We start from the raw sequence: 26,938 nt of genomic DNA on the forward strand, positions 1-26,938 counted from the left end.
GGCGGATGGGCACCCGCGAGCGCATCGTCGACGCCGCCGAGCAGGTCGTCCGTGAGTTCGGCATCGTGGGCGCGACCACCAAGCGCATCGCGGCGGCGGCCGGCTGCTCCGAGGCGCTGCTCTACAAGCACTTCCCCGGCAAGGAGTCGCTGCTGCTCGCGGTGCTGCTGGAGCGGCTGCCCGCGCTCGGCCCCGCGCTCACCCGGCTGCGGCTCGCGGCCGGCACCGGCGACGTGGCCGACCATCTCACCGCGTTCACGCTGGCCGCGCTGGAGTTCTACACGCGGGCGGCGGGCATCGCCGCGGGCGTGCTGGCCGACCCCTCGCTCACGGAGGGCTTCCGCGCCATGCTCGCCAGGAGCGGGTCGGGCCCGCACGTGCCGATCCTGGCGCTCGCCGACGTGATCGCCGGCGAGCAGGACCGCGACCGGATCGACAGGAAGATCGACGCGGGCGCGGCGGCGTCCATGCTCATGGGCGCCTGCTTCCACCGGGCCAACCTGTCCTACTACGTCGACCCGCCGGAGGACGACGCCGCCTGGGCCGCCGCGATCGTCCGCACGCTGCTCAGACGCTGACCCGGGCTCAGACGCTGACCCGGGCTCAGGCGATGACCCGGCTCTCGCCGCCGTCGACCAGCAGCGACACGCCGTTCACGAACGAGGCCCGCTCGCTGGCCAGGAACGCCACGACGTCCCCCACCTCCTCGGGCCGCCCGATCCGGCCGACCGGCACCGCCCTGCCGCGTTCGGCGAGGTTCTCCTCGCCGCCCGACGTCTCGCGCAGCCGGTCGGTGTCGATCGGGCCCGGCAGCACGTTGTTGACCAGCACGCCGTCACCGGCGACCTCGCGGGCGAGGGTGCGCACCACCCCGGCCACGGCCGAGCGGGTGGCGTTGGACAGGGCGAGGCCGTCCAGCGCCTCGCGCACCGACCGGCTGGTGATCGTCACGATCCGGCCCCAGCCGCGCGAGCGCATCTCCGGCAGCACGGCGTGGATCAGGCGTACGGTGCCGAGCAGGTTGCGCTGGACGGCGACGTCCCAGTCGGCGAGGCTCGCGTCGGTGAAGCGGCCGGGCGGCGGGCCGCCCGCGTTGGCGACCAGGATGTCCACCGGGCCGAGCACGTCGCGAGTTTCCTCGACGACGCGCCGGGCGGCCGACGGGTCCTCCACGTCGGCCAGCACGGCGTGCACGACCTTGCCGAACTCCTGGAGTTCCACCACCGCGTCCGCGAGCCGTTCGGGGGTGCGGCCGACGACGCAGACGTCGCAGCCCTCGCGCGCGAGGCTCTTGGCCGTGGCGAGTCCGATGCCCGCGCTGCCTCCGGTGACCAGGGCGACCTTGCCCGAGATGCCGAGATCCATGGGCTGACTATAGATCGTCCTGATCGGCCGGGCGGACGCGGGCGAGTTTGTCCGGGTTGAGGACGCTGTACATGCCGTGGATCCGGCCGTCCCTGATCTCGATCATGGTGAGCTGCTCGGTCCCGGCGAACCGCGTCCAGAGGGCCGGCCCGCCGTTGACGTCCAGCAGGCGGGCGTCGCTGTACTCGTAGCGGCTGATCAGGCCGCCCAGGAAGGCCACCACCTTGCGCCGGCCGAGGATCGGGCGCAGCGCGGCGCGTACCTTGCCGCCGCCGTCGTTCCAGGCCACGACGTCCTCGTGGAACAGGTCCTTCAGCGCGTCGAGGTCGCCGCCGGTCGCCGCCGCCACGAACCTGCGCAGCAGCCGCGTGTGGTCCTCCGCCGAGGGCGTGAACCGGTCGCGGCCCTCGGCCAGCCGCACCGAGGCCCGGCGGTGGAGCTGGCGGGCGTTGGCCACCGAGACCTCGACGATCTCGGCGATCTGGTCGTAGGGCAGCTCGAACGCCTCCCGCAGCACGAACACCGCCCGCTCCGGCGGCGACAGCCGCTCCATCAGGTGCAGCGTCGCGAAGGAGACGGTGTCGCGCAGCTCGGCGGTGTCCAGGGGCCCCGCCTCGCCCGTGGCGACCGGCTCGGGCAGCCACGGCCCGGTGTACGCCTCCCGTTTCACCCGCGCCGAGCGGAGCTGGTCCAGCGCCAGCCGCGACACCACGGTCATCAGGAACGCCCGCGGCTCCCTGACCTGGTCCCGGTCGGCGCCCTGCCAGCGCAGCCAGGCCTCCTGCACCACGTCCTCGGCGTCCCACATGCTGCCGAGCAGGCGGTAGGCGAGCCCGAGCAGCGTCGGCCGGTGCTGCTCGAAATCCAAGTCGGCGTCCGTACGTGTCTCCACGGCTGGCATCATGCCGTCTCCCCCTGGAGGGCCGAATGCCGGGGCTGCCGGTTCCCGGGGTGGCCATGCCGCCACAACCGTGATGAGCTGGGAGAGTGGCAAGAAACCTGATCCTGTCGGGAGGCGTGTTCCACGACTTCGCCGCCACATCGGCCGCGTTGGCGGAGCTGCTGACCGAGGTGGGGATCGACTCCGAGATCACCGAGGACATCGCGGGCGCGCTCAGCGAGCCGCCGGAGGTCCAGCTCATCACGGTCAACGCACTGCGCTGGCGGATGGGCCAGGACCGCTTCGCCGACCTGCGCCCCCAGTGGCGCTTCGAGCTGCCGGCCGAGGCCCGCACCGCGATCCTCGACCATCTCGACCGGGGCGGCGGGCTGCTGTGCATGCACGCGGCGTCCATCTGCTTCGACGACTGGCAGGGCTGGCCGCGCGTGCTCGGCGGCCACTGGACCTGGCCCAAGTCGCACCATCCGCCGCTCGGCTGGACGAGCGTGCGCGTCCACGGCGCGCACCCGGTGGTGGCGGGCCTGCGCGACTTCGACGTGGTGGACGAGGTCTACAGCGACCTCGACATCCTGCCCGACGTCGAGCCGCTGGCCTCGGCGAACGGCCAGCCGCTGGTGTGGGCGCGGCCGGTGCGGCGCGGCCGGGTGTTCTACGACGCGCTCGGCCACGACACCCGCTCCTACGACAACGAGGTGCACAGGACGATGCTCAAGCGGGCCGCGCTCTGGCTGCTCAAGCGGCCGGTCACGGTGTCGGAGTAGCTGCCCAGCCGCGCCATCGGGTCACCTCGACCACGACGGCGGGCCCGGCGGGGCGGCGGTCGCGGTACTGCGGATATTTCGCCGTCAGCGCGTCCAGCGCCGCCTCGCGTTCCGGGCCGGCCGCGACGACCCTGGCCAGGCCGTCGGCGCGGACCCACCACAGCAGCGACCAGTCCTCGTCGTAGTGGTCGGCCAGCAGGGTGACGCGCGGCTCGGCGCGGATGTCGGCCAGCCGGCGCAGGTCGGTGGTCGTCTTCGGCTTGTGGTCGACGGCGCTCACCACGCGCTGCCCGGCCACGGCGAACACGACGGGCACCAGGCGCGGCCCGCCGTCGCCGCGCACCGTGGCCAGCCGCGCCACCCGCGCCGCGGCGAACCGGCGCCGCGCCTCCTCCTCGTCCACGCCCCCATTCTCCCGTCCGGAACCTACAAGACTGCACGTCGCGGCCCCGGGCACGATGGGCCCATGAACGTGAACCTCGACCTGATCCCCGGCTTTCTCGCGACCCACGCACGGCTGCTCGACCGCAGACGGTACGCGTCGCTCATGGGCGGCGGCGGCGAGGCGGGCGTGCTGGCCGCGCTGGAGGGCTACCGCAACCCGGACGGCGGCTACGGGTGGGGGCTGGAGCCCGACCTGCGCTCGCCGGAGAGCCAGCCGGGCGCCGCGCTGCACGCCTTCGAGGTGTTCGAGGAGGTCGCGCCGCGCACCTCCCCGGCGGCCGTGGCGCTCTGCGACTACCTGGAGTCGGTGACGCTGCCGGACGGCGGGCTGCCGTTCGCGCTGCCGCTGACCGTGGCCGACGGCACCGCGCCCTGGTGGGCGGGCGCCGATCCGGCCGTGTCGGCCCTGCAGACCACCGCCGTGACGGCGGCGGCCGCGCACCGGGTGGCCGCCCACGACCCGGCCGTGGCCGCCCACCCTTGGCTGCTGCGGGCCACCCGCTACTGCCTGGACGCGATCCAGGCGCTGGAGGAGCGGCCGCACGCGTACGTGCTGTCGTTCGCCGTCGGCTTCCTCGACGCCGTGCACGACACCGAGCCCCGCGCGGCCGACCTGCTGAAGCGGCTGGCCGGGCACATTCCGGCGGACGGCCGGGTGCCCGTGGAGGGCGGCACGGCGGACGAGGCGCTGCGGCCGCTCGACTTCGCGCCGTTCCCCGGGCGGCCGGTCCGCGAGCTGTTCGCGCCCGAGGTGATCGCCGCCGACCTCGTACGCCTGGCGGAGGGCCAGCAGGACGACGGCGGCTGGACGGTGGACTACGCCCGGATCTCGCCCGCCGGGTTCCTGGAGTGGCGGGGCGCGGCCACCGTGCGGGCGGTGCGGATCCTGCGGGCCAACGGCCTGCTCTAGAGGGTTACGTCAGCCGGCGGGCCGACTCAGACTCCTGGGCCATGCGGCGCAGCGCGTCGAACGCCTTGCCGTACAGCACCGAGCCCAGCACCAGCGCCTCCACGGCGGCGTCGCGCGGCCCGTCGAAGGCGATGGTGTCCATCTCGACCTCGGCGACCAGCTTGCGCGCGGCCTCGACGTAGGGCCGCAGGTCGACGCGCAGGCCGAGCTGGCGCATCCGGACCAGCGTCTGGGCCAGCTCGTCGCGGGTCGGGGCCTCCGGGTGGATGCGCCAGCCGAGGTCGTCGATGAGGGCGTCCACGTCGGCGCGGGCGGCGCGCCACTCCTCGCCGGGCTCCGGCTCGACCGTGGGGCCGAGGGCGTAGTGGGCGGTGCCGAGCATCTGGTGGATGGGCAGCGACTCGTCGTCCACGGCGTCGATGATCTTCTTGATCGAGGACACCGGCAGCTTGCCCACCTCCAGCAGCGCCCTGACGAGGCGGAGTCTGCGCAGGTGGGAGTCGTCGTACTCGGCGCGGGTCGCCGCCGTCTGCTCGCCCTGGTGCAGCAGCCCCTCGCGCAGGTAGTACTTGATCGTGGGGATGGCGACGCCGGAGCGGGAGCTGAGTTCGGAGATGCGCATCACAGGATGATAGCGCTATTGGATATTAGTGCTATCCAGTGCGGGCGACGTGCCGGGCCGCGCTGACCAGCTCGGGGACGTCCGCCTGCCGGTTCCACAGGAAGACCACCTCCAGCGGCGGCACGTCCTCCTTCACCGGCAGGAACGTCAGGGCGTCCGGCACCGGCGTCCCCTCGTGCACGCAGAGCGTATAGCCGGCGCCGCGCTCGATCATCGTGATCGCCAGGTCGTGGGTCGCGGCGGCCGGGCCGAGCCGCGGATGCAGCCGTTGGCGGACGAAGCCCTCGAGGAACCTGCGCGCGCCCGCCACCGCGTCCGACTCGGGCATCACCAGCGGCTCGGCGGCGAGGTCCGCCAGCGACACCGCGTCCGCCCCGGCGAGCGGGTGGTCGCGGTGCATCAGCGCGCGTACGGGGAACCGGTGGACCAGCATCCTGGCCACGCCGCGCGGCAGCGAGCCGGGGGCGTACCCGAGGCCGGCCTGCAGGGTGCCGTCCACGATGGAGACGATCTGCTCGGCGGTGCTCATGGGGGCCACGCGCAGCCGCACGCCGTGGAGCTGCGACAGCACGCGGGCGACCACGTCGGCCAGGCCGTCGGCGACGCCGAGGCGGGCGTCCCTGCCGCCGCTCCTGGCCGCCGCCACGGCCCGCTCGAAGGCGTCCACCGCGACCGTGGCCTGGGCGAGGAACGCCTCGCCCGCCTCGGTGAGCTGCACGCCGCTGGAGGAGCGGCTGAACAGCTCGACGCCGATCTCCTTCTCCAGCGCCCGGAGCTGCTCCGACAGCGTGGGCTGGGCGATGTGCAGCGCGGCGGCGGCGCGGCGCAGGCTGCCCGCGCGTGCGATGGCCATGGCGTACCGGACGTAGCGTAGATCCATCGCTCACCTCGGGGTGATGGTGATGGGCTGTCGGAAGATCGCACCTCCGTATTACAAGACGGGACAGCTCCCGTGAAGACGCTCAGTCACCAGGAGAGCGTGGCCTGGCCGGGAGGCGGGCGGTACGGGCTGGTGGCGGGCGGTGCCGGCGCGGCCGGGCGGTCAGGGGGAGCGGGCTTCGGGCGGGCCGGGGGCGGGGTTGCGGCCGGCCGATAGGCGCTTGCCTAGCAAGCGCTTGGCCGGATAGCGTGGGCGGGTGGGAACGCAGGCGTTCGCCGGGCGGGCCGCCGTGGCCGGGATCGGGATGACGGCGCTGACCCGGCGCTCCGGGCGCGCCGAGCTGGAGCTCGCCGTCGAGGCGTGCCGCGCCGCCTGCGCCGACGCCGGCCTGCGGCCCGGCGACGTGGACGCGATGCTCAGCTACCACCTCGGCGACTCCGCGCCCGTCGTCCAGGTCGCCCGCGCCCTCGGCGTCGAACGGCTCGGCTGGCACAACGACATCGCCGGCGGCGGCACGCAGGCGGCCTCGATCCTGGGCGACGCGGCCATGCTGATCCACGCCGGGCTGGCCAGGCACGTGCTCATCTACCGCGCGCTCAACGGCCGCTCCGGCCGGCGCATGAACACCGTCTCCACCGGCCCCCAGGAGCGGCTCACGTACGGGCTCGCCGGGCCGATCCCGCTGTTCGCCCTGGCCGCCACCCGCTACCTGCACGACAGCGGCCTGACCGAGGAGCACCTGCACGCCGTCGTCGCCCAGTCCAGGGAGAACGCCAGGGACAACCCCCGGGCGCTGCGCCGGGAGCCGCTGGATCTCGCCGGGTACCTCGCCCGCCCGTACGTCGCCACGCCGCTGCGCACCGTGGACTGCTGCCAGGAGACCGACGGGGCCTGCGCGCTGCTGGTGAGCGGCGAGCTGGACGGGCCGCGGGTGCGGGCGGTCGTGCGCGGGGGCGGGCCGGGCTGCTCGTCCATGGACCGGGCGGCCGACGTCGGCGCGATCTTCTCGGCGTACGTGGCCCCCATGCTCTGGGACGCCTCCGGCCTGCGGCCCGCGGACGTGGACGTGATGCTGCCGTACGACGCCTACTCGTGGCTGGTGCCCAGGCAGTTGGAGGACTTCGGGCTGGCCGCCCGCGAGGAGCTGGGGGACTACCTGCTGGAGCGCCGGCACGCCTGGGTCAACCCGCACGGCGGCCTGCTGTCCGAGGGGTACGTGCACGGGCTCAACAACGTGGCCCAGGCCGTCAGGGAGCTGCGGACGGGCCGGCACGAGGTGGCCCTGGTGACCGGCTTCGGCGGCAGCTACGGCAGCGCCGCCCTCCTCACCGCGTGAGAGCGCCGCCCGGAGTGACATGTCAAAAATTATCGCCCGAACACCTTGACGGCACCAGATGCTGTGCATAATTTTCACGGCGTGGAACTTCTCACCCGCATCCAGGCCGAGCGTCCCGATCTGCCCGACGCCCTCCGCAAGGTGGCCGAGACCATCCTCGCCGCCCCCGCCGAGGCCGCCCGGCTGACGATCGTCGACCTCGCCGAGCGGAGCGGGACCTCCACGGCGACCATCACCCGCTTCTGCCGGGCGCTCGGCTTCGCCGGGTACGCCGAGCTGCGCGTCGCCGTCGCCACCGAGACCGGCCGGCAGGCGCGGCAGACCTGGCAGACCGACATCGGCCAGGAGATCCTCCCCGACGACAGCCTCGACAAGGTGCTCGGCGTGGTGTCCGGCAACGACATCCGCCTGATCCAGGAGACCGCCGGCCAGCTCGACCTCGCCGTGGTGGAGAAGGTGGCGCAGGCCGTGGCGCGGGCGGGGCGGGTGCTGCTGTTCGGGGTGTCGAGCAGCGCGGCCGTGGCCAGCGAGATGGAGTACCGCCTGCAGCGCATGCGGGTGCCGACCTGGAGCAGGTCCGACGCCCACAGCGCGCTGACCGACGCCGCGCTGCTCGGCCAGGGCGACGTGGCCATCGGCATCTCGCACAGCGGGCGCACCCGCGAGGTCATCGAGGTGCTGGCCGAGGCGGGCAGCCACGGCGCGATCACCGTGGCGGTCACCTCGCAGCCGCGCTCGCCGCTCGCGGAGGTGGCCGAGCTGGTGCTGACCACGGCCAGCCGGGCGACGAGCTTCAGGTCGGAGGGGTTCGCCGCGATCCACTCGCAGCTCCTCGTGCTCGACGTCGTGTACGTGTCGGTCGCGCAGCGCACGTACGAGCGCACCAAGCAGGCCTTCGACGTCACCGTCCGCGCTGTCGCCGGACACCGCCTACCGGAAGGTGATTCATGACGATAGATCCGGAACAATACGCCGCGCAGGTCGCCGCCCTCGTCCACGAGCTTCCCGCCGACCCCGAGCTCGACCGCGCCGCCGACCTCTTCACCAAGGCGCTGACAGCGGGCGGCGTCATCCAGGCGTTCGGCTCGGGACACTCCGAGGCCGTCGCCATGGAGATCGCCGGCCGGGCCGGCGGCCTCGTCCCCACCAACCGGCTCGCGCTCAGGGACATCGTCCTCCACGGCGACGCCCCCCGCGCCGAACTGGACCGCTACGACCTCGAACGCGACCCCGCCGTCGCCCGCACGATCCTCGACCTCGCCCCCGTGCAGCCGCACGACCTGTTCGTCCTCATCTCCAACTCGGGCGTCAACGGCGTGGTGGTCGAGCTCGCCACGCTGGTCAAGGAGCGCGGTCACGACCTGGTCGCGATCACCTCGCGCGCCCACACCGAAGCCGTCCCGTCCCGGCACCCCTCGGGCCGGCGGCTCGCCGACCTCGCCGACGTCGTCCTCGACAACCGTGCCCCCTACGGCGACGCCGTGCTCCCCCTTCCCGGCGGCGGCGCCGTCGGGGCCGTCTCCACCATCACCTCGGCGCTGCTGGCCCAGCTCGTCGTGACCCGCACCGTGCGCAACCTGCTCGACGCGGGCGAGACCCCGCCGGTGTACCTCTCCGCGAACGTCCCGGAGGGCGACGCCCACAACCTCACGCTCGAAGCGCGCTACGCCGGCCGCATCCGACGCGGCGCCTGATCACCCAGCCTGGTCAACCCAGCCTGATCATCCTGCTCCTCCTGGCCTCGCCACGGGGCCAGTCCGGCATGCAAGGAGACACCCCCCAATGTCCAGAAAAGTCGCCCAAATCGCTCTCTCCTTAGCCCTCCCGCTCGTCCTCCTCGTCGGCGCCCTCGTCACCCCGGCCGGCGCCGCCCAAGCCGTACGCCTCCAGTACCGCACCAGCGCCCCCGGCGCGACCACGGCCCAGGCCGAGCCCTGGTTCAAGCTCTTCAACGACGGCACCACCACCATCCAGCTCAACCAGGTCACCATCCGCTACTACCTGACGGGCACCGAGACCTACCGCTTCGCCTGCTCCTGGGCCGTGGTGAGCTGTTCGACGGTGACCGGCCGGTTCGTCCGCCAGTCGGGCGCGGACCAGTACCTGGAGGTCGGCTTCACCTCGGGCGCCCTCGCCCCCGGCGCGAACACCGGCGACCTGCAACTGCGCTTCTACCGCGCCGACTGGCAGTCGTTCACGCAGAGCGACGACTACTCCTACGGCCCCGGCACCGCGTATGCGAACTGGGACAAGGTGACCGTCCACGTCAACGGCGCACTCGCCTGGGGCAAGCCCCACGGCACCGAGCCGACGCCCACCATCACACCGACCGGCCCCGGCTCGACAGGGGTGCTGTTCGACGACTTCACCTACTCGGGCCCGTCCGACCCGCTGCTCGCCCAGCGCGGCTGGACCGTACGCTCGAACTCCGGCGGCCCCGGCGTGCCCGGCGCGACCTGGTCGCCGTCGGCCGTCTCGTTCCCCGGCGGCCTGCTGACCCTCGACTCCACCACGAACGGCACCGCCTCCGGCACCGTGCAGGCCGAGCTGTCCACCGCGAACCGCAAGTTCTTCGAGGGCACCTACGGCGCCCGCGTCCGCTTCACCGACGCGCCCACCAGCGGCCCCGACGGCGAGCACGTCGTGCAGACGTTCTTCACCATCACCCCGCTCCGCTTCAACCTGGACCCCGACTACGGCGAGCTGGACTTCGAGTACCTCCCCAACGGCGGCTGGGGCGAGCCGTCGAACATCCTCTACACCACGAGCTGGGAGACCTACCAGGGCGAGCCCTGGCAGGCCGTGAACACCCACACCGAGGAGCGGGCGAGCTTCGCGGGCTGGCACGACCTGGTCATCCAGGTCTCCGGCGGCCGGATCCGCTACTACGTGGACGGCCGGCTGTTCGCCGACCACGGGGACATCTACTACCCCGAGACCCCGATGTGGATCATGTTCAACCAGTGGTTCATCGATCTCCAGGCGGCCACCGGCACGCGTACGTACCGCCAGCAGGTCGACTGGCTCTACTACAGCAAGAACGAGGTCGTCCCGCCCGCCGACGTGGTGAGCCGGGTCGGCGCCCTGCGCGCCGCCGGCACCGCCTTCCGCGACACCGTTCCCAACTCCTAAGAGGAAGCGCCATGAACAACCGCATCCTGGCGCTGGCGGCCGTGTTCGCGCTGACCGCCTGCGGAGCCACGGAGCAGCCCCGGAACGACGCGGGCCCGGTCAAGCTGACCGTCTGGATCATGGACGGCAGCGTCACGCAGGACCTGCTGAAGTCGTTCGAGACCGAGTACGAGGCCGCGCACCAGGGCATCGACCTCGACCTGCAGATCCAGGCGTGGGACGGCATCGGCGAGCGCGTCACCGCCGCCCTGGCCAGCACCGACGCCCCCGACGTGATCGAGGTCGGCAACACCCAGGTCGCCCAGTACTCCGCCAGCGGCGGCGTCACCGACCTGACCGCCAAGATCGCCGAGCTGAAGGGCGAGGACTGGCTGCCCGGCCTCGCCCAGCCGGGCAACGTCGACGGCCACCAGTACGGCATCCCGTGGTACGCCGCCAACCGCGTCGTCGTCTACAACAAGGACCTCTGGGCCAAGGCGGGCGTCAAGGAGCCGCCGAAGACCCGCGACGAGTGGCTGGAGGTCACCGCCAAGCTCGACCGGGGCGGCGACCAGGGCATCTACCTCACCGGTCAGACCTGGTACGCCCTGGCCGGCTTCGTCTGGGACGAGGGCGGCGACCTGGCCGTCCAGGAGGGCGGCAAGTGGAAGGGCGCCCTCGACACCCCGCAGGCCCTCGCCGGCATGGACTTCTACCGGCGGCTCCAGGCGCTCGGCAAGGGCCCGAAGGACGCCGACGAGGCCAACCCGCCGCAGCACGAGGTGTTCGCGCAGGGCAAGGTCGCCCAGATCATCGCCGTGCCCGGCATCGCGGCCCGCGTGCTGGAGGTCGAGCCGAAACTGGCCGGCAAGATGGGCTTCTTCCCCATCCCCGGCAAGACGGCCGACAAGCCGGGCACGGTCTTCACGGGCGGCTCCGACCTCATCGTGCCGGCCGCGTCCAAGCGGCAGGAGGAGGCGTACGAGCTGGTCAAGGCCCTGGCCGGGGAGAAGTTCCAGACCGAGCTGGCCAAGGCGATGAGCTTCGTCCCGAACCGCACCTCGCTGGCCGGCGTCCTCGCCGGCGACGAGGGCACGGCGGCCATGGCCGCGGCGGCCGCGGGCGGCCGTGCCACCCCCAACACCCCCAACTGGGCCGCCGTCGAGGCCACCTCGGTGATCAAGCAGTACATGACCGCCGTGCTCACCGGCGCCGACCCCGCGACGGAGGCGAAGAAGGTCTCGGCGGCCATCACCACGACCCTGAACAGCGGATCCTGATGCGGGAGCGCACTTCCTCGCTCTGGCCCTACCTGCTCATCGCGCCCGCGGTGGCAGGCGGGGCCTTCCTGCTGCTGTATCCGCTGCTCAAGGCGGCGGTGATCTCGTTCCAGCACTTCCGGATGGGCGAGCTGATCCGGGGCGGCGCGACCCTCGCGGGCCTGGACAACTACGCCGAGCTGCTGGCCGGCGAGGAGTTCTGGCGGGTGCTGTGGCGCACCGTGGCCTGGACGGCGATCAACGTCGTGCTCATCGTGACGCTGTCCACGGGCGTGGCCCTCATGCTGGTACGGCTGGGCCGCGGCCTGCGCCTCGCCCTGATGAGCGCGCTGGCCCTCGCCTGGGCCACGCCGATCATCGCGGCCACCACCGTGTTCCAGTGGCTGTTCCAGTCGGAGCTGGGCGTGGTCAACTGGCTGCTGGTCACGCTCGGGTTCGACTCCTTCCGCGGCTACACCTGGTTCGCCGACGGCACGGCCACGTTCGCGGTGCTGGTGATCCTCGTGGTGTGGCAGTCGGTGCCGTTCGCCGCGCTCACCCTCTACGCCGGGCTCACCACGATCCCGTCCGAGCTGTACGAGTCGGCGCGGATCGACGGCGGCAGCGGCCCGCAGATCTTCATGAAGGTCACTCTGCCGATGCTCAGGCAGCTCTTCGCGCTGGTCGCCTCGCTGGAGGTGATCTGGGTGGCCAAGTGCTTCCCGCAGATCTGGGTGCTCAGCCAGGGCGGCCCGGACGGCGCCACCACGACCCTGCCGGTGTACGCGTTCAAGGTCGCCCGCGTCCTGCACCGCTACGACCTCGGCTCGGCGGTCGCCATGCTCACGGTGGTGCTGCTCGCCGTGGCCCTGGTCAGCAACCTGCGAAGGATGGTGCGCCAATGAGGCGGCTCCTGCTCAACATAGCGGCGCTGGCGGTGCTCGCCACGACGATCTTCCCGGTCTACTGGATGTTCCTGACCGCGTTCAAGCCGACCAGGGACATCCAGTCGGCCACCCCCACGTTCTGGCCGGCGCACCCGACCCTGGAGCACTTCGTCACCGCGATCGAGGCGCCGGGCTTCTGGGTCTACTGGCGCAACAGCCTCGTGGTGACGGGGGCGGCGGTGCTGATCGCGCTGGTGGTGGCGTTGCTGGCGGCGTTCGCGGTGGCGCGGATGCGGTGGCGGGGGCGCTCGGCGTTCGTGGTCGCGGTGTTCGCCGCGCAGATGGCGCCGTGGGAGGCGCTGCTGGTGCCGGTGTTCATCATCGCCCGCGACAGCGAGCTGCTCGACTCGCTGGCCATGCTGACCGGCGTCTACTTCATGATCACGCTGCCGTTCACGATCGTGACGCTGCGCGGGTTCCTCGCCGCGATCCCGGCGGAGCTGGAGGAGGCGGCGCAGGTGGACGGCTGCTCGCGGCTGGTGGCCTTCCGCCGGGTGATCTTCCCGCTGCTCGCGCCGGGGCTGATGGCGACCTCGCTGTTCGGCTTCATCACGGCCTGGAACGAGTTCGCCTTCGTCAACGTGCTCATCATCAAGGACCAGGACAAGCGGACGCTGCCGGTGTGGCTGTCGTCCTTCCGTGACGTCTTCGGCACCGACTGGGGCGCCACGATGGCGGCGGCCAGCCTGTTCGCGCTGCCGGCGCTGCTGCTCTTCCTGTTCCTGCAGCGGCGGGTGGGCACCGGGATGACGGCGGGGGCGGTCAAGGGCTGAAACAGGGCGAAATGCCGGCGCGGTCGGCGACATGTAGAGGGTGTCCCGCCACCGACCCCGAGGAGGCCGACCATGGGAACCGCCCGTGGACGATGACCGGAAGATCCGGTTCGAGGCCGTGTACAGACAGACGTACGACCGCATCCTGGGCTACGCCGTCCGCCGTTGCGACTCCCCCGAGGACGCCGCGGACGTGGTGGCCGAGACCTTCGCCATCGCCTGGCGGCGCGTGGACGCGCTGCCGCCGGGCGAGGAGGCCCGGTTGTGGCTCTACGGCGTCGCCAGGAACGTGCTGGCCAACCACCGCCGCGGCGAGCACCGCCGCCACGCCCATGTGGTGGCGTTCGACGCCGGTCTCGCCGAGCTGTACGCCCGCACCCCCTCGCCCGCCCACGACCTGCCCGCCGACCTGGAGGCGGTCGCTCAGGCGCTCGCCGTGCTGTCGGACGACGACCGCGAGCTGATCTCGCTGGTCGCCTGGGAGGGGCTGGACCACGGCGAGATCGCCGCCGTCCTGGGGTGCTCGCGCAACGCCGTGCGCATCCGGCTGCACCGGGCGCGCCGGCGGCTGACCAAGGCGCTGGCCGCGGCCGGCGTTCCCGCAGGCCGCATCGTCATGGAGAGCGTATGAACGAGTTGACGCGTCTCGCGCGGGTGCGCGACGAGGAGCTGACCGGGCAGTCGTCCACCGAGGGGGCGCGGGCCCTGCTCGCGGCGATCACCGCCGGGCACGTGGAGCCCGCTCCGGCCCCCCGTGCCCGCCGGCTCGGGACACCGGCCAGGCGGCTCCTGGCGGGGGCCGCCGCCACCGCCGTGCTCGCCGCCGGGGCGGTGCTCGGCCCGGGCCTGCTCGCCGGTCCCGGCGGCACCGCCGTCTACGCCAGCACCGAGCTGGACATCACCAGGGAGGGCGGCGAGTGGGTGGCCCGCGTCAAGGACGCCTACGCCCAGTACGACGCCTACAACCGGGGGTTCGCCGCCGTGGGCCTCGACGTGCACCTGCAGATCGTGCCGGCCGGGCCGAGCCGGGCCGGTGGCGTGGTGCAGATGGGGGTGGCGAGCGCGGGCGGCGCCACGCGAGGGAGCACGGCGATGAGGACCGACAGCGAGCCGTCGGGATGCGTCGTGGGGCGGCCCGGCTGTGTGCTGGTGATCAGGCTGCCGGTCACGTTCAAGGGCGGGGCCTGGGTCAAGCTCGGCCGCGCCGCGCGGCCGGGGGAGACGTACGGGGCTCCGGGACGCGCGGACGCCAAGGGCGAGCCCCTGGAGGGCGTCAAGATCGGCGGGCGGACCGTGGGCGAGGTGAGCGCGGCGGCGCGGGCCCGCGGCCTGGAGGTCGTCTACCAGCTCATCACGCCGCGCCCGAACGGCGGTTTCTCGGCACGGCCGGGAGAGGAGGCGTCGGGGGTGGGACCCGGCTGGTACGTCTGGGACGCCGAGTCCATCCGCGACGGCGCGGTCCGCCTCCTGGTGACGAAGGAGCACCTGGCGAGGAACCCGGTCCGCGGCGACGCGCCCCCTACGGACTGAGCCCGGTGAAGGCGCCGGGGTGTCCTACGGACTGAGCCCGGTGAAGGTGCCGGGGTGTCCTATGGGCTGAGCCTGGTGAAGGTGCCGGGGTGTCCTACGGGCTGAGCCCGGTGAAGGCGCCGTGGCGCGCCTTCGCCGCGTCGCCCAGCAGGGGGCGGGCCGCCAGCCAGGCGGCCGCGCCGGCCGCGTCGCGGGCCGTGCCGATCGGCACGCCGGGCAGCCGCGCGGTCACGGCCGCGCGCACCGGGCCCTCGCTGGTCAGCACGCTGCCGGCGAGCACCACCGGGCCGGAGACGTGCACCCGGCGCAGCGTCGCGGCCAGCCGGTCGGCGGCGTCCTCGACGATCGTGACGGCCATCGGGTCGCCCGCCGCGGCGGCCCGGCTGACCAGCGCGGCGAGGGTGGCCAGCCGCATGTGGTCGGCCTGCGCCAGCCGGACGATCCGCGCGGCGACCGCGCGCGGCGTGTCCGGCCGCTCGGCGCCGAGGAAGTCGCGCGCGACCAGGGACACGAGCCGGTCCGCCGGGTCGTCCACGGCCGTGACCGGCAGGCCGCGGTCGAAGGCGTCGACCACGGCCATCGCCGCCGCGCGCCCGATCCAGAACCCGGAGCCCGCGTCGGCCAGCAGCCAGCCCATCGCGTCGGCGACGGCGTCGAGCCGGAACCCGGTGATCCTGGCCGCCGCCGCGCCGGTGCCGGACAGCAGCAGCGCCCCGTCGGGCTCGGCCGAGCCGGCGACGTACCCGATGAGCAGGTCGCCCTCGCACTGCGGCCCCTCGGCCATGCCGTGGTCGGCCCAGACCTTCGCCAGCTCCGGCGTCAGCTCGGGCACGTGCCCGGCGACCCCGGCCAGCGAGGCCGCCACCCGCCCGCTGTCGAGCCCGTCGAGCGCGGCCGACAGCGCCTCACGGACGGCGGCCACCGCCTTGGCCATCCCGTGGGCGGTGGGGTTGCCCGCGCCGGCCCGCGCGTAGCCCACCCGCGTGCCGTCCAGCGTGTGCACGGCGACCCGGGTGGAGGTGGCTCCGGCGTCCACGCCGATCACCAGCGCTCCGCCCACTCCCGATTTCGTCACGGTCCGAGTCTGGGGGTTGACTACGCCGGTTAGCAAGAATAATTTTCGCCGCAAGGCCGGGTATTCGGAAGGAATATTCGTGACTTCAGGTGCGCTCGGACGCGTCGAGACAGAACTACCCGGTTTGCCGGAGGCGTTACGCCGGGTCGGCGAGGTGATACTCGGCGACCCCGCCGAGGCCGCGCGATCGACGATCATCGCGCTGGCCGAGCGGGCCGGCAGCTCGCCCGCGACCGTGACCAGGTTCTGCCGGGCCTTCGGCTTCTCCGGCTACGCCGAGCTGCGCGTGGCGCTCGCCACCGAGACCGGCCGGGCCGCCCAGGCGGGCTGGGGCGCGGGCGTGGGCCACGAGATCGGCCCCGACGACCCGCTCGACAGCGCCATCGAGGTCATGGCCGCCGCCGACACCCGCCTCATCCAGGACACCGCCGCCCAGCTCGACCTGGACACCGTGGCCCGGGTCGCCGACGCGATCGTGGCGGCTCCCCGGGTGCTCCTGGTCGGCGTCTCCACCAGCGGCGACGTCGCCAGGATGCTGGAGGGGCGGCTGCGCAGGATCGGCGTACCCGGCTGGAGCGCGGGCGACGCGCACGTGGCCCTGGCCGAGGCGGCGCTGCTCAAGGAGGGCGACGTGGCGGTCGGCGTCAGCCACCGGGGCCGCACCCGCGAGGTCATGGAGGCGCTGGCCGAGGCGGGCAGCCACGGCGCGCTGACGGTCGCGGTCACCTCCTTCCCGCGCAGCCCGCTGGCCGAGCTGGCCGACCTGGTGCTGACCACCGCCAGCAGGGAGACGACGTTCCGGCTGGGCGGGCTGGCCGCCGTCCACTCGCAGGTCTTCGTGCTGGACGCCGTGTACGTGGCCGTCGCCCAGCGCACCTACGAGCGTACGAACGAGGCGTTCGAGCGCACGATCAGCGCCGTGGAGAGTCACCGGGTGGAGAGAGGCTGAATGTCGTACGTCAACGAGGTCCTGGAGCTGGCCCGGCGGGTCGCCGAGAGCCAGGCGGAGCCCGTCAGGCGCGCGGCCGCGCTGCTGGTGGCCGCGCTCAGGGCCGGCGGGGTGGTCCAGGCGTTCGGCTCCGGCCACTCCGAGGCCATCGCCATGGAGATCGCCGGACGGGCCGGCGGTCTCGTCCCGAGCAACCGCCTCTCGCCCCGAGACCTGGTCCTGTACGGCGGCCACCCGCCGGGCGTGCTCACCCCCGAGCTGGAACGCGACCCCGCCGTCGCGCACGAGATCTACGCGCTCGCGCCGGTCGCGCCGGAGGACGTGTTCGTGCTGATCTCCAGCTCCGGCATCAACGGCGCGGTCGTCGAGCTCGCCAGGCTCGTCAAGGACCGCGGCCACCCCCTCATCGCCCTCACCTCGGTCGCGCACAGCACCGGGATGACCTCGCGCCACCCGTCAGGGGCCAAGCTCATGGACCTGGCCGACGTCGTGCTGGACAACGGCGCGCCGTACGGTGACGCGATCCTCGACCTGCCCGGCGGCGGCAGCTACGGCGCGGTGTCCACGATCACCTCGGCGCTGCTGGCGCAGCTGGTGGTCACCGAGGCGGTGGACGAGCTCGTCGCGCTGGGGGAGACGCCCCCGGTCTACCTGTCCGTGAACGTGACGGGCGGTGACGAGCACAACAAGGCCCTGGAGAGCCGCTACCAGGGCCGCATCAGACGCGGAGCGTGACGATCCGCGAATCGTAAGAAGTCAGGAGTAGTCGTTATGCCCACCCCCCATATCAGCAGGCGTGAACTCCTCCGTGGCGCGGCCCTCGTGCCCGTGGCCGGCGCGCTCGCCGCGTGCGCCACGCCCGCCGCCAAGCCCGCGGCGTCCGGCTCGGCCGCGCCGGTCGCGACCAGCGCCGCCAACCCGTTCGGCGTGGACGGCAAGAAGCCGCTGGAGGTGTGGATCTTCGACGGCGGCTTCGGCCAGGACTACGCCAAGAACATCCACCAGCCGCTGTTCGCCGCCAAGTACCCCGGCGCGCAGATCAAGCACAACGCGACCAAGGAGATCACCAAGGTCCTCCAGCCGCGCTTCGCCGGCGGCAACCCGCCCGACGTGATCGACAACTCCGGCGCCAACGCCATGGACTTCGGCGCGCTCGCCCAGGACTCCCAGCTCCAGGACCTCACGCCGCTGCTCGACGCCCCGAGCTGGGACGACCCCAACGTGAAGGTCCGCGACACCATCGACCAGGCCGTCATCGACCTCGGCACCTACGACGGCACCTTCAGCGTGCTCGGCTACGTCAACTACATCTTCGGCATCTGGTACTCCCAGAAGGCGTTCCGCGACAACGGCTGGGAGGCGCCCAAGACCTGGGACGAGTTCCTCAAGCTCTGCGAGACCATCAAGAAGTCCGGCAAGATGGCGCCCTTCACCTACGCCGGCAAGTTCCCCCAATACCTGTACGAGCCGCTGCTCACCACGGCCGCCAAGATCGGCGGCAACGAGGTCCTGGTCAACATCGACAACCTGGAGGACGGCGCCTGGACCAGCGAGGCCATGAAGACCGCGGCCACCGCCTGGGCGGAGATCGGCGCCAAGTACCTCATGGAGGGCACCCCGGGCCTCGACCACGTCCAGACCCAGACCGCCCAGAACAAGTACAAGGTCGCCATGCTGCCCTCCGGCTCCTGGCTGGAGAACGAGCAGAAGACCACCACCCCGGCCGACTTCGAGTACGGCATGTTCCCCATCCCCGACATCACCGGCTCCGACGCGATGCCGTACGGCACCCTGCACAGCCAGCCGAGCGAGAACTTCATCGTCCCGTCCAAGTCGCCCAACCCGCAGGGCGGCATGGAGTACCTGCGGGCCATGCTGTCGAAGAAGGCGGCCGGCGACTTCAGCGAGCTGGTCAGGACCGTCTCGGTGGTCAAGGGCGCGGGCGAGGGCCGCCAGCTCTCCCCGGGCGCGGCCAGCGCCACCAAGGCGTTCGCCGACGCCGGCCAGAACGTCGTCTACTACCGCTGGCAGACCTGGTACGCCCAGCTCAAGGACGAGGCCGTCGCCGCCACCGGCGAGCTCATGACCGGCGGGCTCAAGCCGGAGGCCTACCTGGAGCGCCTGCAGAAGAAGGCCGACGAGCTCAAGAAGGACTCCTCGATCAAGAAGTACAAGCGCTGATGCTGTTCAACAGATATCGCCGCGGGCTGTTCATCACCGCGTTCCTGGCAGCCCCGGTGATTCTCTACCTGGTCTACGTGATCTCGCCGTACGCCCAGGCGTTCTACATCGCGATGACCGACTGGCGGGGCGTGACGGCCACGCCCGCCTTCGTCGGCTTCGACAACTTCGTCCGCCTGTTCGGCGACGAGATCTTCTGGAAGGCCGTCACGCACAACGCGGCCCTGCTGGTGCTGCTGCCGCTGAGCACGATCGTCATCGCGCTGTTCTTCGCCTTCCTGCTCAACGTGGGCGGCGCGCAGGGCGTGACCGGCATCCGCGGGTCGAAGTTCTACCGGGTGGTGTTCTTCTTCCCGCAGGTGCTGGCCGTCGCCGTGGTGGCGGTGCTGTTCCAGCAGGTGTTCCGGCCGGACGGCAGCGGCATGCTCAACGGCCCGCTCATGGCGCTCGGCATGAAACCGATCGGGTTCCTGTCGGACCCGGACGTGGCGTTCTGGTCGGTGCTCGGCGTCATGGTGTGGCAGGCCGTCGGCTTCTACGTCGTGCTGTTCTCGGCGGGCCTGGCGAGCATCCCCCGTGACATGTTCGAGGCGGCGCAGATCGACGGCGCGGGCCGGGTCAGTCTCTTCTTCCGCATCACGCTCCCGCTGCTCTGGGACACCCTCCAGGTCGCCTGGGTCTACCTCGGCATCCTCGCCCTGGACGTGTTCGCGATCGTGTGGGTGATGACCGACCAGCACGGCGGCCCCGACTGGTCGACCACGGTCATGGCCGCCGAGATCTACCGCAACGCCTTCCAGTACTTCCGCTTCGGCTACGCCTCCGCGCTCGGCGTGATGATGTTCGTCTTCATCGTCGGGTTCTCCGTCCTGTCGCTGCGCCTGTCCAGGCGCGAACGAATCGAGTACTAGAGATGAGCACGACGACTTGGACGGTGGCGAACTCGCGCAGACTCGCCCGCGCCGAGCGCAGGCGGCGGCTCGGGCCGCTCAGCGTGCTCACGCATGTGGCGCTGCTGGTCTGGACGCTGCTGGTGATCGTGCCGATGGTGTGGACGTTCCTGGCCTCGGTCAAGAGCGAGGACGAGATCTTCGGCGATGCCTGGTCGCTGCCCGCCGCCCTGCGCTGGGACAACTTCGGGCGGGCCTGGGAGCAGGCGCACATCGGGCAGTACATGCTCAACAGCGTGGTCGTGGTGGCGTTCAGCACGTTCGGCACGATGCTCGTCGGGTCGATGGCGGCGTACGTGCTGGCCCGCTACCCCTTCCGCGGCAACCGGGCGATCTACCTGCTGTTCGTGTCCGGCCTGGCCTTCCCCGTCTACCTGGCGCTGACGCCGCTGTTCTTCGTCGTCCAGAACATGGGGAACCTGCCGGTCGTCGGGCCGTTCATCGGCCTCAACACGCACGCGGGGCTCGTGCTGGTGTACATCGCGTACTCGATGCCGTTCACCGTCTTCTTCCTGTCGGCCTTCTTCCGCACGCTGCCGGCGGCGGTGGGGGAGGCGGCCATGGTGGACGGGGCCTCGCACACGCGGGTGTTCTTCCAGATCATGCTGCCGATGGCGCGGCCGGGCATCGTCAGCATCACGATCTTCAACGTGCTGGGCCAGTGGAACCAGTACCAGCTCCCGCTGGTGCTGCTCCAGGAGCGGGACAAGTGGGTGCTCACCCAGGGCATCGCCGACATCTCGACCGCCGCCGGCTACGACCAGGACTGGTCGGCCCTGTTCGCCGCGCTGACCCTGGCCATCCTGCCGATGCTGGTCGTCTACACGGTCTTCCAGCGCCAGATCCAGGCTGGTTTGACGGCAGGTGCGGTGAAATAGGCCGGTCTGCGGGCAAATCGCTCGCGCGCCCGGCCCGTCCGGCTCTAGGGTGCGGGGTGTGACAGGCGACATCCGCGCGTTGCTGGCCCGCCACCTCCCCGGCTACGAGGTCGGCTCCGTCCGCCCGCTCGGCCGGGGCCTCGACCACACCGTGCACGAGGTCAACGGCGAGCTGCTGATCAGGCTGCCCAAGGCGGCCGACCCCGAGGCGCTCCGGCAGGAGGTGGACCTCCTGGCGGCCGTCGCCGGGCTGTCGCCGCTCCCGGTGCCCGAGGTCGTCTTCGCCGACGCCGAGGTGGGCGCCCTCGCCTACCGCAAGCTGCCCGGCGAGCCGCTCAACACGTCCCCGACGGAGCGGCCCGAGCGGCTCGCCGAGCCGCTGGGGCGCTTCCTCGCGGCCCTGCACGCCGCCGACACCGCCCGCCTGGGCGAGCTCGCCCCGCTCGACCTCTACCCGGCCGCGACCCTGCTGGAGGAGGCCGAGCTCGACTACCGCGACGTCGAGCGGCACGTCCCCGAGGGGCAGCGTCCCCTGGTCGAGCGGTTCCTGGCGGAGGAGCCGCCGGGCGAGCCCCGCTCGCTGCGCTTCTGCCACAACGACCTGGGCGCCGAGCACATCCTGGTCGACCCGGCCACGGGCGCGGTGACCGGCGTCATCGACTGGAGCGACGCCGCCGTCACCGATCCCGCGCACGACTTCGCCCGCCTCTACCGCGACCTCGGCCCCGGGGTCTTCGAGCTGGTCGTCGCCCACTACCCCGGCTCCCTGGACGAGGACGACCGCGCCCGCGTGCGCTTCTACGCCCGCTGCGCGCTGATCGAGGACCTCGCCTACGGCCTCAGCACCGGCCCCCGCCACTACGCCGACGCCGCCCTCGCCCATCTGCCCTGGACGTTCGCCTGACCCTCGCTCAGACCTCGGCGCGCAGGCGGCGGGCGGCCTCGACCACGTTGGCGAGCGCCGCCTCCACCTGCTCGTACGTCCGCGTCTTCAGCCCGCAGTCCGGGTTGACCCACACCCGGCCGGCCGGCAGCGCCCGCGACGTCCTGCGCAGCAGGTCCTCGACCTCCTCGGCCGAGGGCACGCGGGGCGAGTGGATGTCGTAGACGCCCGGCCCGAGCCCGCGCCCGAACCCCTCCACCGCGCCCAGGATGCGCGCCCCCGACCGGGCCGACTCGATGGTGGTCACGTCGGCGTCCAGCCCGTCGATCGCGGCCAGGATCTGGTCGGCGTCCGAATAGCACAGGTGCGTGTGGATCTGGGTGCTGTCGCCGGCCCCCGACGTGGCCCTCCGGTACGCCGCCACCGCCCACTCCAGGTATTCCTCCTGCGCCGCCCGCCGCAGCGGCAGCAGCTCGCGCAGCGCCGGCTCGTCCACCTGGATGATCGGCACCCCGGCCGCCTCCAGGTCGGCCACCTCCTCCCTGACGGCCTCCGCGACCTGGAACACCACGTCGCGCAAGGGCAGGTCGTCGCGGCGGAACGACCAGGCCACGATCGTCACCGGCCCGGTCAGCATGCCCTTGACCGGCCGGTCCGTCAGCGACCGCGCGTACTCCGCCCACCGGACGGTGATCGGCGCCGGCCGGCGCACGTCGCCGTGCAGGATAGGCGGCCGGGTGCAGCGCGAGCCGTAGGACTGGACCCAGCCGTTCCTGGTGACCGCGAAGCCGTCGAGGCGCTCGGCGAAATACTGCACCATGTCGTTGCGCTCGGGCTCGCCGTGCACGAGCACGTCCAGGCCGAGCCGTTCCTGCAGCCGGATCGCCCGCTCGATCTCGGCCTCGACGCGCCGCTCGTAGGCGTCCTCGGCCAGGGTGCCCGCCGCGACGGCGGCGCGGGCCGCGCGCAGCTCCCCGGTCTGCGGGAACGAGCCGATCGTGGTGACCGGCAGCGGCGGCAGCCCGAGCCGCGCGGCCTGCGCCGCCGCCCGCACCGGGTAGGGGGCCCGGCCCCCGGCGGGCGGCGGGTCCGCGAGCGCCACGGACGGGCCGCTCTCCTGGAAGCCGGCCGCGGGCAGGTCGTCCAGCGCTCCCGCGAGGGCCACGACCTCGGCCACCTTCTGGTCGGCGAAGGCGAGGCGGGCCCGCAGCCCCGGATCGAGCTCCGGCTCGTCCGCCACGTCGTGCGGCACGTGCAGCAGCGAGCACGACGTGCTCACCGCGACCCGCTCCGCCCCGGTCGCGGACAGGGCCGCCAGCGCGGCGAGCGCCCGCTCCGTCGGGGTCCGCCACACGTCCCGCCCGGACACCACGCCCGCGACCACGGTCTTGCCCGTGAGGTCGGCGGCGGGGACGCCGCCCCGCACCAGGTCCAGGCCGATCGCCTCCACCGGCGTGGCCGCCAGCGCGGGCAGCGCCGCGCCCAGCTCCCCGAAGTACGACGCCACGAACAGCCGGGGCCGCGCCCGCACCGCGCCCAGCCGGTCGTAGGCGGCGCGCACGGCGGCCAGCTCCTCCGGCGTCCGGTCGGCCGCCAGCGCGGGCTCGTCGAGCTGCGCCCAGGCCACGCCCTCGGCGGCCAGCTCGCCGAGCAGCTCCTCGTAGAGGGGGAGCACGTCGTCCAGCCGGTCGAGCGCCCCGGCCAGCAGCACGAACGTCACCGGCCCCACGAACACGGGCCGGGTCTCGTAGCCGAGGGCGCGCGCCTCCCGGATCTCGCCGAGCGGTTTGGCGGCGTCCAGCTTGAGCGTGGTCTCCGGGCCGAGCTCGGGGACGAGGGAGTGGTAGTTCGTGTCGAACCACTTCGTCATCCGCAGCGGCGCGAGCCCGTCGGTGCCCCTGGCCATCGCGAAGTAGGGGTCGGCGGCCTCCCGGTAGCGCTCCGGGACCGCGCTCAGCAGCACCGCCGTGTCGAGCACGTGGTCGTACAGGGAGAACGTGTTGGACGGCAGCCCCTCCAGCCCCAGCCCGGCCAGCCGGTGCCAGGTCCGGGCGCGCAGCTCCGCCCCGGTCCGCTCCAGCTCGGCCCGCGTGCTGCGCCCGTCCCAGTACGACTCCAGCGCCCGCTTCAGCTCCCTGCGCGGCCCGATCCGCGGATATCCCAGCACGGTGGACGTCGGAAACGGCGTCATCTTGCCCTCGGCTTCCTCTTCTGCGTACGAGTGATCGCCGTGATCGTGCCGAGCCGGGGCCGGGTGGTGCACCATGGATCGATGCTGCTTATGCTCAGGGAGATCCACTGCTTCACGCGGGTCGCCGCCAGGCTGAGCTTCTCGGCCGCCGCCGCCGACCTGGGCATGTCGCAGCCGGCGATGAGCCAGGCCATCACCCGGCTGGAGCGCGCCTCCGGGGTCCGCCTCTTCGAGCGTTCGGCCCGCGAGGTACGCCTCACCGCAGCGGGCAAGGCCCTGCTGCCCTACGCCGAGCAGGCGCTGGAGTCGGTCGCCGCGTTCACCGCCGAGGCTGCCAGGCTCGCTCGCCCGATCATTCATCTGGCTTATCCACCGCTCGTCGGCACGCTCGCCGCCCGCGTCGTCCGCCGCCTGGCCGGGCGCACCCCGTCGATCGGGGTGGAGCTGCGGGCGGCCGGGCGCGCCGAGGCCGCGCGGGCGCTGGCGGCGGGCGAGGTCTCGGCGGCGATCCTGGCCACCCCGGCCCCGGCCGCGTTCGTCACGGCGGCCCGCTTCCACGTGACCGTCGACCACGTGGCGGTGCCGGCCGGGCACCGCCTGGCCGCCCGGCCCCGGCTGGCTCCTGACGACCTGGCCGGCCAGACCCTGCTCACCCCCTCCGCCCGCCCGTGGGCCGGGCTGCCCGGCCACGCGCGGCTGGTGCCCGACGACGACTTCGCCGCCGGCCTCGACCTGGTCGCGGCGGGCGCGGGGGTGCTGCCGATCCCGCAGCTCCTGGTCCGCGCCGTGCGCAGGGATGACGTGCGCTTCGTGCCGCTGGAGGCGGGGGAGCTGCGGATCACGTACGCGCTGGCGTGGTCGAGGGAACGGGTGACGCCCGAGCTCATGGCCCTGGTGCAGGCCGTCCAGGACGCCCTGTGGACCAGGTAGGGGGCCTGACCGCTCAGCCTTGCCGCACCTTGGCGTAGTGGCGGGCGGCGCGCGCCCGGTTGCCGCAGCCGGCTGAGCACCACTCGCGCCGCGTGGTGTCGCGGACGAAGTGCAGCACGCAGCCGGGGCCGTGGCAGGCGCGCAGCTCATGGCGGAGCGGCCCGGCGAACAGGACGACGGCCTCCTCGGCCAGCGCGGCGATCGCGGCCGCGACAGGGCGGCCCGCGGTGCAGACCGCCAGGTGGGGTTCGGGGGCGGTGCGCAGCTCGTGCCAGCGCGGGGTGCAGCTCGCATGACGGTTCAGTGCCTCGACGGCGGCGGGGTCGGGATCACGGCCGTCGACGGCTGCGACGGCGAGGGCCCGGACGGCGTCCCTGACCTCCCTGGCGGCGTGCAGGTCGCTGTCGCTCACCTCGCGCAGGTCGGCGTCGGTGAGCGGGACCGCGAGGCGCGGGCGCAGGTCGCGCAGCCACGCGGCCAGGTGCTCGATGCTCTGCAGGCCGTCCTTGGGGCGGCCCCGCACCGCGTACGAGGTGTTGGCGAGTTCGATCGGCGGCGGTTCGCCGAGGAGCGGCGCGCCGCCGCCTGCGAGGTGAGCCACTTCCACTTTTCTAACGCTACCGGCGAGTTGACACCATGAGAAACCGTCTGCGATATTTCTAACGCTTGCATCGGCAGTCAGACGTTAGAAAATCGCACCACTCTGGAGATTCCCCATGACCACACAGGCCCTGCAGACCGGGCACGTCGCCCTGAACGTGACCGACCTGGCACGTTCCACCGCCTTCTACCGCCAGGTCTTCGGTTTCGACACCCTGGCCGAGCAGACCGACGGCGAGCGCAGGTTCGCCTTCCTCGGCCGCGACGGCGCCCTCGTCCTGACGCTGTGGCAGCAGAGCGGCGGCGTCTTCCCCGCGGATCGCCCCGGACTGCACCACCTGTCGTTCCAGGTGTCCGACATCGAGGCGGTCCGCCGCCACGAGGCCGTCCTGCGGGACCTCGGCGTGGAGTTCGCCTACGACGGGGTCGTCCCGCACGGCGAGGGCGCGTCCTCCGGCGGCGTCTTCTTCACCGACCCGGACGGCATCCGCCTGGAGATCTACGCGCCGACCGGCGCCGAGACCGCAGCGGCCCCCGTCCAGGGCGCCCCCACCTGCGGCTTCTTCTAGGAGTTCGCATGTTCCATCGAGGCGAGCACGCCGTGCAGCGCCGCGCCGGTCTGACCGCCGACGGCTGGGGGTCGGCGGGCGTGGGCACGACCGTCCCCCAGGTGGCCGCGGATTTCCTCGGGCAGCAGCGCCTGGTGGTCGTCGCGGCCGTGGACGAGACGGGCGCCGCGTGGGCCGGCGCGCTCGCCGGCCCGCCGGGATTCGTCACCGTGCCCGACGACCGCACCGTCGTCGCCGACCGCCTGCCCGGAGAACCGCTCGCCGGCCTCTTCGGCGCCGAACGGCCGGTCGGCATGATCGCGATCGAGCCGGCCACCCGGAGGCGGATGCGGGTCAACGGCCGCGCCCACGACGACGGCGGCCGCCTGGTGATCCACACCGAGCAGGTGTACGCGAACTGCCCGAAGTACATCCAGACCCGCGCCTACGTCGCCGACGCCCCCTCGGCCGGCAGGTCGGTGCTCGTCAGCGACGCGCTCGCCGCCGAGCACCGGCGGTGGATCGCCGAAGCCGACACGTTCTTCGTGGCCACGTACGCGGCCGGGCTGGGCGTGGACGCCTCCCACCGGGGCGGCAACCCCGGTTTCGTCATCGTGACCGGCGACCGGCGGCTGACCTGGCCCGACTACGTCGGCAACGCGATGTACATGACGCTGGGCAACCTCGCACTCGAACCGCGCTGCGGGCTGCTCTTCCTCGACTGGGAGAACGGCCACACCCTGCACCTGACCGGCCGCGCCCGCGTGGACTGGGACCCGGACAGGGCGGCCGCCGTGCCGGGCGCGCAGCGCCTGGTCGACTTCGACGTCGAGAAGGTCGTCCACATCGCCGGCGACGTCCCCCAACGGTGGTCGTTCGGCAAGTACTCCCGCTTCAACCCCAGCTGAGAGGCA

The 26,938-nt window shown here is 72.9% G+C and carries 29 protein-coding genes; 21 read left to right on the forward strand and 8 right to left on the reverse strand.

What is annotated here, in order from left to right; all coding sequences use genetic code 11:
* The first annotated feature begins 5 nt into the window (after positions 1-5).
* Positions 6-578, forward strand: coding sequence for a TetR/AcrR family transcriptional regulator (locus AC27IY_RS02570; protein WP_423445449.1), 573 nt, complete (start codon positions 6-8; stop codon positions 576-578).
* A 25-nt stretch (positions 579-603) separates the two neighbouring features.
* Here AC27IY_RS02570 and AC27IY_RS02575 read toward each other — a convergent pair whose 3' ends face one another.
* Together AC27IY_RS02575 and AC27IY_RS02580 are read right to left on the reverse strand one after the other, a co-directional pair.
* Positions 604-1,365, reverse strand: a complete 762-nt coding sequence (locus AC27IY_RS02575; RefSeq protein ID WP_344205163.1) for an SDR family NAD(P)-dependent oxidoreductase — start codon at positions 1,363-1,365, stop codon at positions 604-606.
* Positions 1,366-1,372: 7 nt separating this feature from the next.
* Positions 1,373-2,266: an RNA polymerase sigma-70 factor gene (locus AC27IY_RS02580; RefSeq protein WP_344205304.1), complete on the reverse strand. Its 894-nt coding sequence runs from the start codon at positions 2,264-2,266 to the stop codon at positions 1,373-1,375.
* A gap of 86 nt (positions 2,267-2,352) precedes the next feature.
* Between AC27IY_RS02580 and AC27IY_RS02585 the strand changes: the two genes are divergently transcribed.
* The gene (locus AC27IY_RS02585; RefSeq protein WP_344205161.1) at positions 2,353-3,027 is read left to right on the forward strand and encodes a ThuA domain-containing protein; all 675 of its coding nucleotides are present in this window, start codon (positions 2,353-2,355) and stop codon (positions 3,025-3,027) included.
* Here the strand turns inward: AC27IY_RS02585 and AC27IY_RS02590 are convergent.
* Complete coding sequence (locus AC27IY_RS02590) at positions 3,011-3,430, reverse strand: TIGR03668 family PPOX class F420-dependent oxidoreductase (protein WP_487177004.1); 420 nt, start codon at positions 3,428-3,430, stop codon at positions 3,011-3,013. The two genes, AC27IY_RS02585 and AC27IY_RS02590, sit on opposite strands and share 17 nt — an antisense overlap.
* 63 nt (positions 3,431-3,493) lie before the next feature.
* On the opposite strand from AC27IY_RS02590, the gene AC27IY_RS02595 reads away from it, so the two are divergent.
* Positions 3,494-4,381, forward strand: coding sequence for a hypothetical protein (locus AC27IY_RS02595; protein WP_487177005.1), 888 nt, complete (start codon positions 3,494-3,496; stop codon positions 4,379-4,381).
* Between the two features lie 4 nt (positions 4,382-4,385).
* On the opposite strand, the gene AC27IY_RS02600 is transcribed toward AC27IY_RS02595, so the two are convergent.
* Both AC27IY_RS02600 and AC27IY_RS02605 read right to left on the reverse strand, forming a co-directional pair.
* Positions 4,386-5,003: a MerR family transcriptional regulator gene (locus AC27IY_RS02600; RefSeq protein ID WP_344205156.1), complete on the reverse strand. Its 618-nt coding sequence runs from the start codon at positions 5,001-5,003 to the stop codon at positions 4,386-4,388.
* Between the two features lie 31 nt (positions 5,004-5,034).
* The gene (locus AC27IY_RS02605) at positions 5,035-5,883 is read right to left on the reverse strand and encodes a LysR family transcriptional regulator (RefSeq protein WP_423445439.1); all 849 of its coding nucleotides are present in this window, start codon (positions 5,881-5,883) and stop codon (positions 5,035-5,037) included.
* A 256-nt stretch (positions 5,884-6,139) separates the two neighbouring features.
* Between AC27IY_RS02605 and AC27IY_RS02610 the strand changes: the two genes are divergently transcribed.
* The 9 genes from AC27IY_RS02610 to AC27IY_RS02650 all read left to right on the forward strand — a co-directional run bounded on the left by AC27IY_RS02610 (position 6,140) and on the right by AC27IY_RS02650 (position 14,839).
* A complete protein-coding gene (locus AC27IY_RS02610) occupies positions 6,140-7,219 on the forward strand; it encodes a thiolase C-terminal domain-containing protein (RefSeq protein ID WP_487177006.1) in 1,080 nt (359 codons plus the stop codon).
* An 81-nt stretch (positions 7,220-7,300) separates the two neighbouring features.
* Positions 7,301-8,170: a MurR/RpiR family transcriptional regulator gene (locus tag AC27IY_RS02615; protein WP_344205154.1), complete on the forward strand. Its 870-nt coding sequence runs from the start codon at positions 7,301-7,303 to the stop codon at positions 8,168-8,170.
* The gene (locus tag AC27IY_RS02620) at positions 8,167-8,913 is read left to right on the forward strand and encodes a sugar isomerase domain-containing protein (RefSeq protein ID WP_344205153.1); all 747 of its coding nucleotides are present in this window, start codon (positions 8,167-8,169) and stop codon (positions 8,911-8,913) included. Before AC27IY_RS02615 ends, AC27IY_RS02620 begins: the two co-directional genes overlap by 4 nt.
* A gap of 88 nt (positions 8,914-9,001) precedes the next feature.
* Positions 9,002-10,351: a cellulose binding domain-containing protein gene (locus AC27IY_RS02625; RefSeq protein ID WP_487177007.1), complete on the forward strand. Its 1,350-nt coding sequence runs from the start codon at positions 9,002-9,004 to the stop codon at positions 10,349-10,351.
* Positions 10,352-10,362: 11 nt separating this feature from the next.
* A complete protein-coding gene (locus tag AC27IY_RS02630; protein WP_344205150.1) occupies positions 10,363-11,610 on the forward strand; it encodes an extracellular solute-binding protein in 1,248 nt (415 codons plus the stop codon).
* The gene (locus AC27IY_RS02635) at positions 11,610-12,494 is read left to right on the forward strand and encodes a carbohydrate ABC transporter permease (protein WP_364450427.1); all 885 of its coding nucleotides are present in this window, start codon (positions 11,610-11,612) and stop codon (positions 12,492-12,494) included. Before AC27IY_RS02630 ends, AC27IY_RS02635 begins: the two co-directional genes overlap by 1 nt.
* Positions 12,491-13,309 carry a carbohydrate ABC transporter permease gene (locus AC27IY_RS02640; protein ID WP_344205147.1) on the forward strand — a complete coding sequence of 273 codons (819 nt, stop codon included), beginning with the start codon at positions 12,491-12,493 and terminating at the stop codon, positions 13,307-13,309. Before AC27IY_RS02635 ends, AC27IY_RS02640 begins: the two co-directional genes overlap by 4 nt.
* A gap of 85 nt (positions 13,310-13,394) precedes the next feature.
* Positions 13,395-13,940 (forward strand): RNA polymerase sigma factor, encoded by a 546-nt coding sequence (locus AC27IY_RS02645; RefSeq protein WP_449942845.1) that lies wholly within the window; start codon positions 13,395-13,397, stop codon positions 13,938-13,940.
* Complete coding sequence (locus AC27IY_RS02650; protein ID WP_487177008.1) at positions 13,937-14,839, forward strand: hypothetical protein; 903 nt, start codon at positions 13,937-13,939, stop codon at positions 14,837-14,839. The genes AC27IY_RS02645 and AC27IY_RS02650 overlap by 4 nt, the downstream gene beginning before the upstream one ends.
* A 94-nt stretch (positions 14,840-14,933) precedes the next feature.
* On the opposite strand, the gene AC27IY_RS02655 is transcribed toward AC27IY_RS02650, so the two are convergent.
* Positions 14,934-15,914: an N-acetylglucosamine kinase gene (locus AC27IY_RS02655; RefSeq protein WP_487177009.1), complete on the reverse strand. Its 981-nt coding sequence runs from the start codon at positions 15,912-15,914 to the stop codon at positions 14,934-14,936.
* Between the two features lie 79 nt (positions 15,915-15,993).
* Here AC27IY_RS02655 and AC27IY_RS02660 point away from each other — a divergent pair, with 79 nt between their 5' ends.
* The 6 genes from AC27IY_RS02660 to AC27IY_RS02685 are packed head-to-tail and all read left to right on the forward strand — an operon-like array spanning position 15,994 to position 21,776.
* On the forward strand, positions 15,994-16,863 hold the full coding sequence (locus AC27IY_RS02660) for a MurR/RpiR family transcriptional regulator (protein WP_091092422.1): 870 nt from the start codon (positions 15,994-15,996) through the stop codon (positions 16,861-16,863).
* Positions 16,864-17,598, forward strand: coding sequence for a sugar isomerase domain-containing protein (locus AC27IY_RS02665; RefSeq protein ID WP_371252498.1), 735 nt, complete (start codon positions 16,864-16,866; stop codon positions 17,596-17,598).
* 36 nt (positions 17,599-17,634) lie between these two features.
* A complete protein-coding gene (gene ngcE, locus AC27IY_RS02670; protein WP_423473742.1) occupies positions 17,635-19,044 on the forward strand; it encodes an N-acetylglucosamine/diacetylchitobiose ABC transporter substrate-binding protein in 1,410 nt (469 codons plus the stop codon).
* A complete protein-coding gene (locus AC27IY_RS02675; RefSeq protein ID WP_487177010.1) occupies positions 19,044-19,955 on the forward strand; it encodes a carbohydrate ABC transporter permease in 912 nt (303 codons plus the stop codon). Before ngcE ends, AC27IY_RS02675 begins: the two co-directional genes overlap by 1 nt.
* A 2-nt stretch (positions 19,956-19,957) precedes the next feature.
* Positions 19,958-20,872 (forward strand): carbohydrate ABC transporter permease, encoded by a 915-nt coding sequence (locus AC27IY_RS02680; protein WP_344205138.1) that lies wholly within the window; start codon positions 19,958-19,960, stop codon positions 20,870-20,872.
* Between the two features lie 58 nt (positions 20,873-20,930).
* Positions 20,931-21,776 (forward strand): phosphotransferase family protein, encoded by an 846-nt coding sequence (locus tag AC27IY_RS02685; RefSeq protein ID WP_487177011.1) that lies wholly within the window; start codon positions 20,931-20,933, stop codon positions 21,774-21,776.
* A gap of 7 nt (positions 21,777-21,783) precedes the next feature.
* Here the strand turns inward: AC27IY_RS02685 and metE are convergent, their stop codons facing one another.
* Complete coding sequence (gene metE / locus AC27IY_RS02690; protein ID WP_487177012.1) at positions 21,784-23,946, reverse strand: 5-methyltetrahydropteroyltriglutamate--homocysteine S-methyltransferase; 2,163 nt, start codon at positions 23,944-23,946, stop codon at positions 21,784-21,786.
* A gap of 81 nt (positions 23,947-24,027) precedes the next feature.
* Between metE and AC27IY_RS02695 the strand changes: the two genes are divergently transcribed.
* The gene (locus tag AC27IY_RS02695; protein ID WP_344205134.1) at positions 24,028-24,876 is read left to right on the forward strand and encodes a LysR family transcriptional regulator; all 849 of its coding nucleotides are present in this window, start codon (positions 24,028-24,030) and stop codon (positions 24,874-24,876) included.
* A 13-nt stretch (positions 24,877-24,889) separates the two neighbouring features.
* Here the strand turns inward: AC27IY_RS02695 and AC27IY_RS02700 are convergent, their stop codons facing one another.
* Entirely contained in the window at positions 24,890-25,477 is a 588-nt protein-coding gene (locus AC27IY_RS02700) for a CGNR zinc finger domain-containing protein (protein WP_487177013.1), read from the reverse strand.
* A 115-nt stretch (positions 25,478-25,592) separates the two neighbouring features.
* Between AC27IY_RS02700 and AC27IY_RS02705 the strand changes: the two genes are divergently transcribed.
* Entirely contained in the window at positions 25,593-26,045 is a 453-nt protein-coding gene (locus AC27IY_RS02705; RefSeq protein WP_487177014.1) for a VOC family protein, read from the forward strand.
* 8 nt (positions 26,046-26,053) lie between these two features.
* On the forward strand, positions 26,054-26,932 hold the full coding sequence (locus AC27IY_RS02710) for a pyridoxamine 5'-phosphate oxidase family protein (RefSeq protein ID WP_487177015.1): 879 nt from the start codon (positions 26,054-26,056) through the stop codon (positions 26,930-26,932).
* Positions 26,933-26,938: the final 6 nt, after the last annotated feature.

It is taken from the genome of Nonomuraea sp. B208, assembly GCF_057536035.1.

What these genes read in the sequence shown, in the direction of transcription:
- AC27IY_RS02620 (WP_344205153.1), top strand. Translation starts at nt 8,167, where the DNA reads ATGACGATAGATCCGGAACAATACGCCGCGCAGGTCGCCGCCCTCGTC.
- AC27IY_RS02675 (WP_487177010.1), top strand. Translation starts at nt 19,044, where the DNA reads ATGCTGTTCAACAGATATCGCCGCGGGCTGTTCATCACCGCGTTCCTG.
- AC27IY_RS02570 (WP_423445449.1), top strand. Translation starts at nt 6, where the DNA reads ATGGGCACCCGCGAGCGCATCGTCGACGCCGCCGAGCAGGTCGTCCGT.
- AC27IY_RS02705 (WP_487177014.1), top strand. Translation starts at nt 25,593, where the DNA reads ATGACCACACAGGCCCTGCAGACCGGGCACGTCGCCCTGAACGTGACC.
- AC27IY_RS02630 (WP_344205150.1), top strand. Translation starts at nt 10,363, where the DNA reads ATGAACAACCGCATCCTGGCGCTGGCGGCCGTGTTCGCGCTGACCGCC.
- AC27IY_RS02640 (WP_344205147.1), top strand. Translation starts at nt 12,491, where the DNA reads ATGAGGCGGCTCCTGCTCAACATAGCGGCGCTGGCGGTGCTCGCCACG.
- AC27IY_RS02695 (WP_344205134.1), top strand. Translation starts at nt 24,028, where the DNA reads ATGCTGCTTATGCTCAGGGAGATCCACTGCTTCACGCGGGTCGCCGCC.
- AC27IY_RS02625 (WP_487177007.1), top strand. Translation starts at nt 9,002, where the DNA reads ATGTCCAGAAAAGTCGCCCAAATCGCTCTCTCCTTAGCCCTCCCGCTC.
- AC27IY_RS02575 (WP_344205163.1), bottom strand. Translation starts at nt 1,365, where the DNA reads ATGGATCTCGGCATCTCGGGCAAGGTCGCCCTGGTCACCGGAGGCAGC.
- AC27IY_RS02605 (WP_423445439.1), bottom strand. Translation starts at nt 5,883, where the DNA reads ATGGATCTACGCTACGTCCGGTACGCCATGGCCATCGCACGCGCGGGC.
- AC27IY_RS02595 (WP_487177005.1), top strand. Translation starts at nt 3,494, where the DNA reads ATGAACGTGAACCTCGACCTGATCCCCGGCTTTCTCGCGACCCACGCA.
- AC27IY_RS02665 (WP_371252498.1), top strand. Translation starts at nt 16,864, where the DNA reads ATGTCGTACGTCAACGAGGTCCTGGAGCTGGCCCGGCGGGTCGCCGAG.
- AC27IY_RS02680 (WP_344205138.1), top strand. Translation starts at nt 19,958, where the DNA reads ATGAGCACGACGACTTGGACGGTGGCGAACTCGCGCAGACTCGCCCGC.
- ngcE (WP_423473742.1), top strand. Translation starts at nt 17,635, where the DNA reads ATGCCCACCCCCCATATCAGCAGGCGTGAACTCCTCCGTGGCGCGGCC.
- AC27IY_RS02600 (WP_344205156.1), bottom strand. Translation starts at nt 5,003, where the DNA reads ATGCGCATCTCCGAACTCAGCTCCCGCTCCGGCGTCGCCATCCCCACG.
- AC27IY_RS02580 (WP_344205304.1), bottom strand. Translation starts at nt 2,266, where the DNA reads ATGCCAGCCGTGGAGACACGTACGGACGCCGACTTGGATTTCGAGCAG.
- metE (WP_487177012.1), bottom strand. Translation starts at nt 23,946, where the DNA reads ATGACGCCGTTTCCGACGTCCACCGTGCTGGGATATCCGCGGATCGGG.
- AC27IY_RS02635 (WP_364450427.1), top strand. Translation starts at nt 11,610, where the DNA reads ATGCGGGAGCGCACTTCCTCGCTCTGGCCCTACCTGCTCATCGCGCCC.
- AC27IY_RS02650 (WP_487177008.1), top strand. Translation starts at nt 13,937, where the DNA reads ATGAACGAGTTGACGCGTCTCGCGCGGGTGCGCGACGAGGAGCTGACC.
- AC27IY_RS02710 (WP_487177015.1), top strand. Translation starts at nt 26,054, where the DNA reads ATGTTCCATCGAGGCGAGCACGCCGTGCAGCGCCGCGCCGGTCTGACC.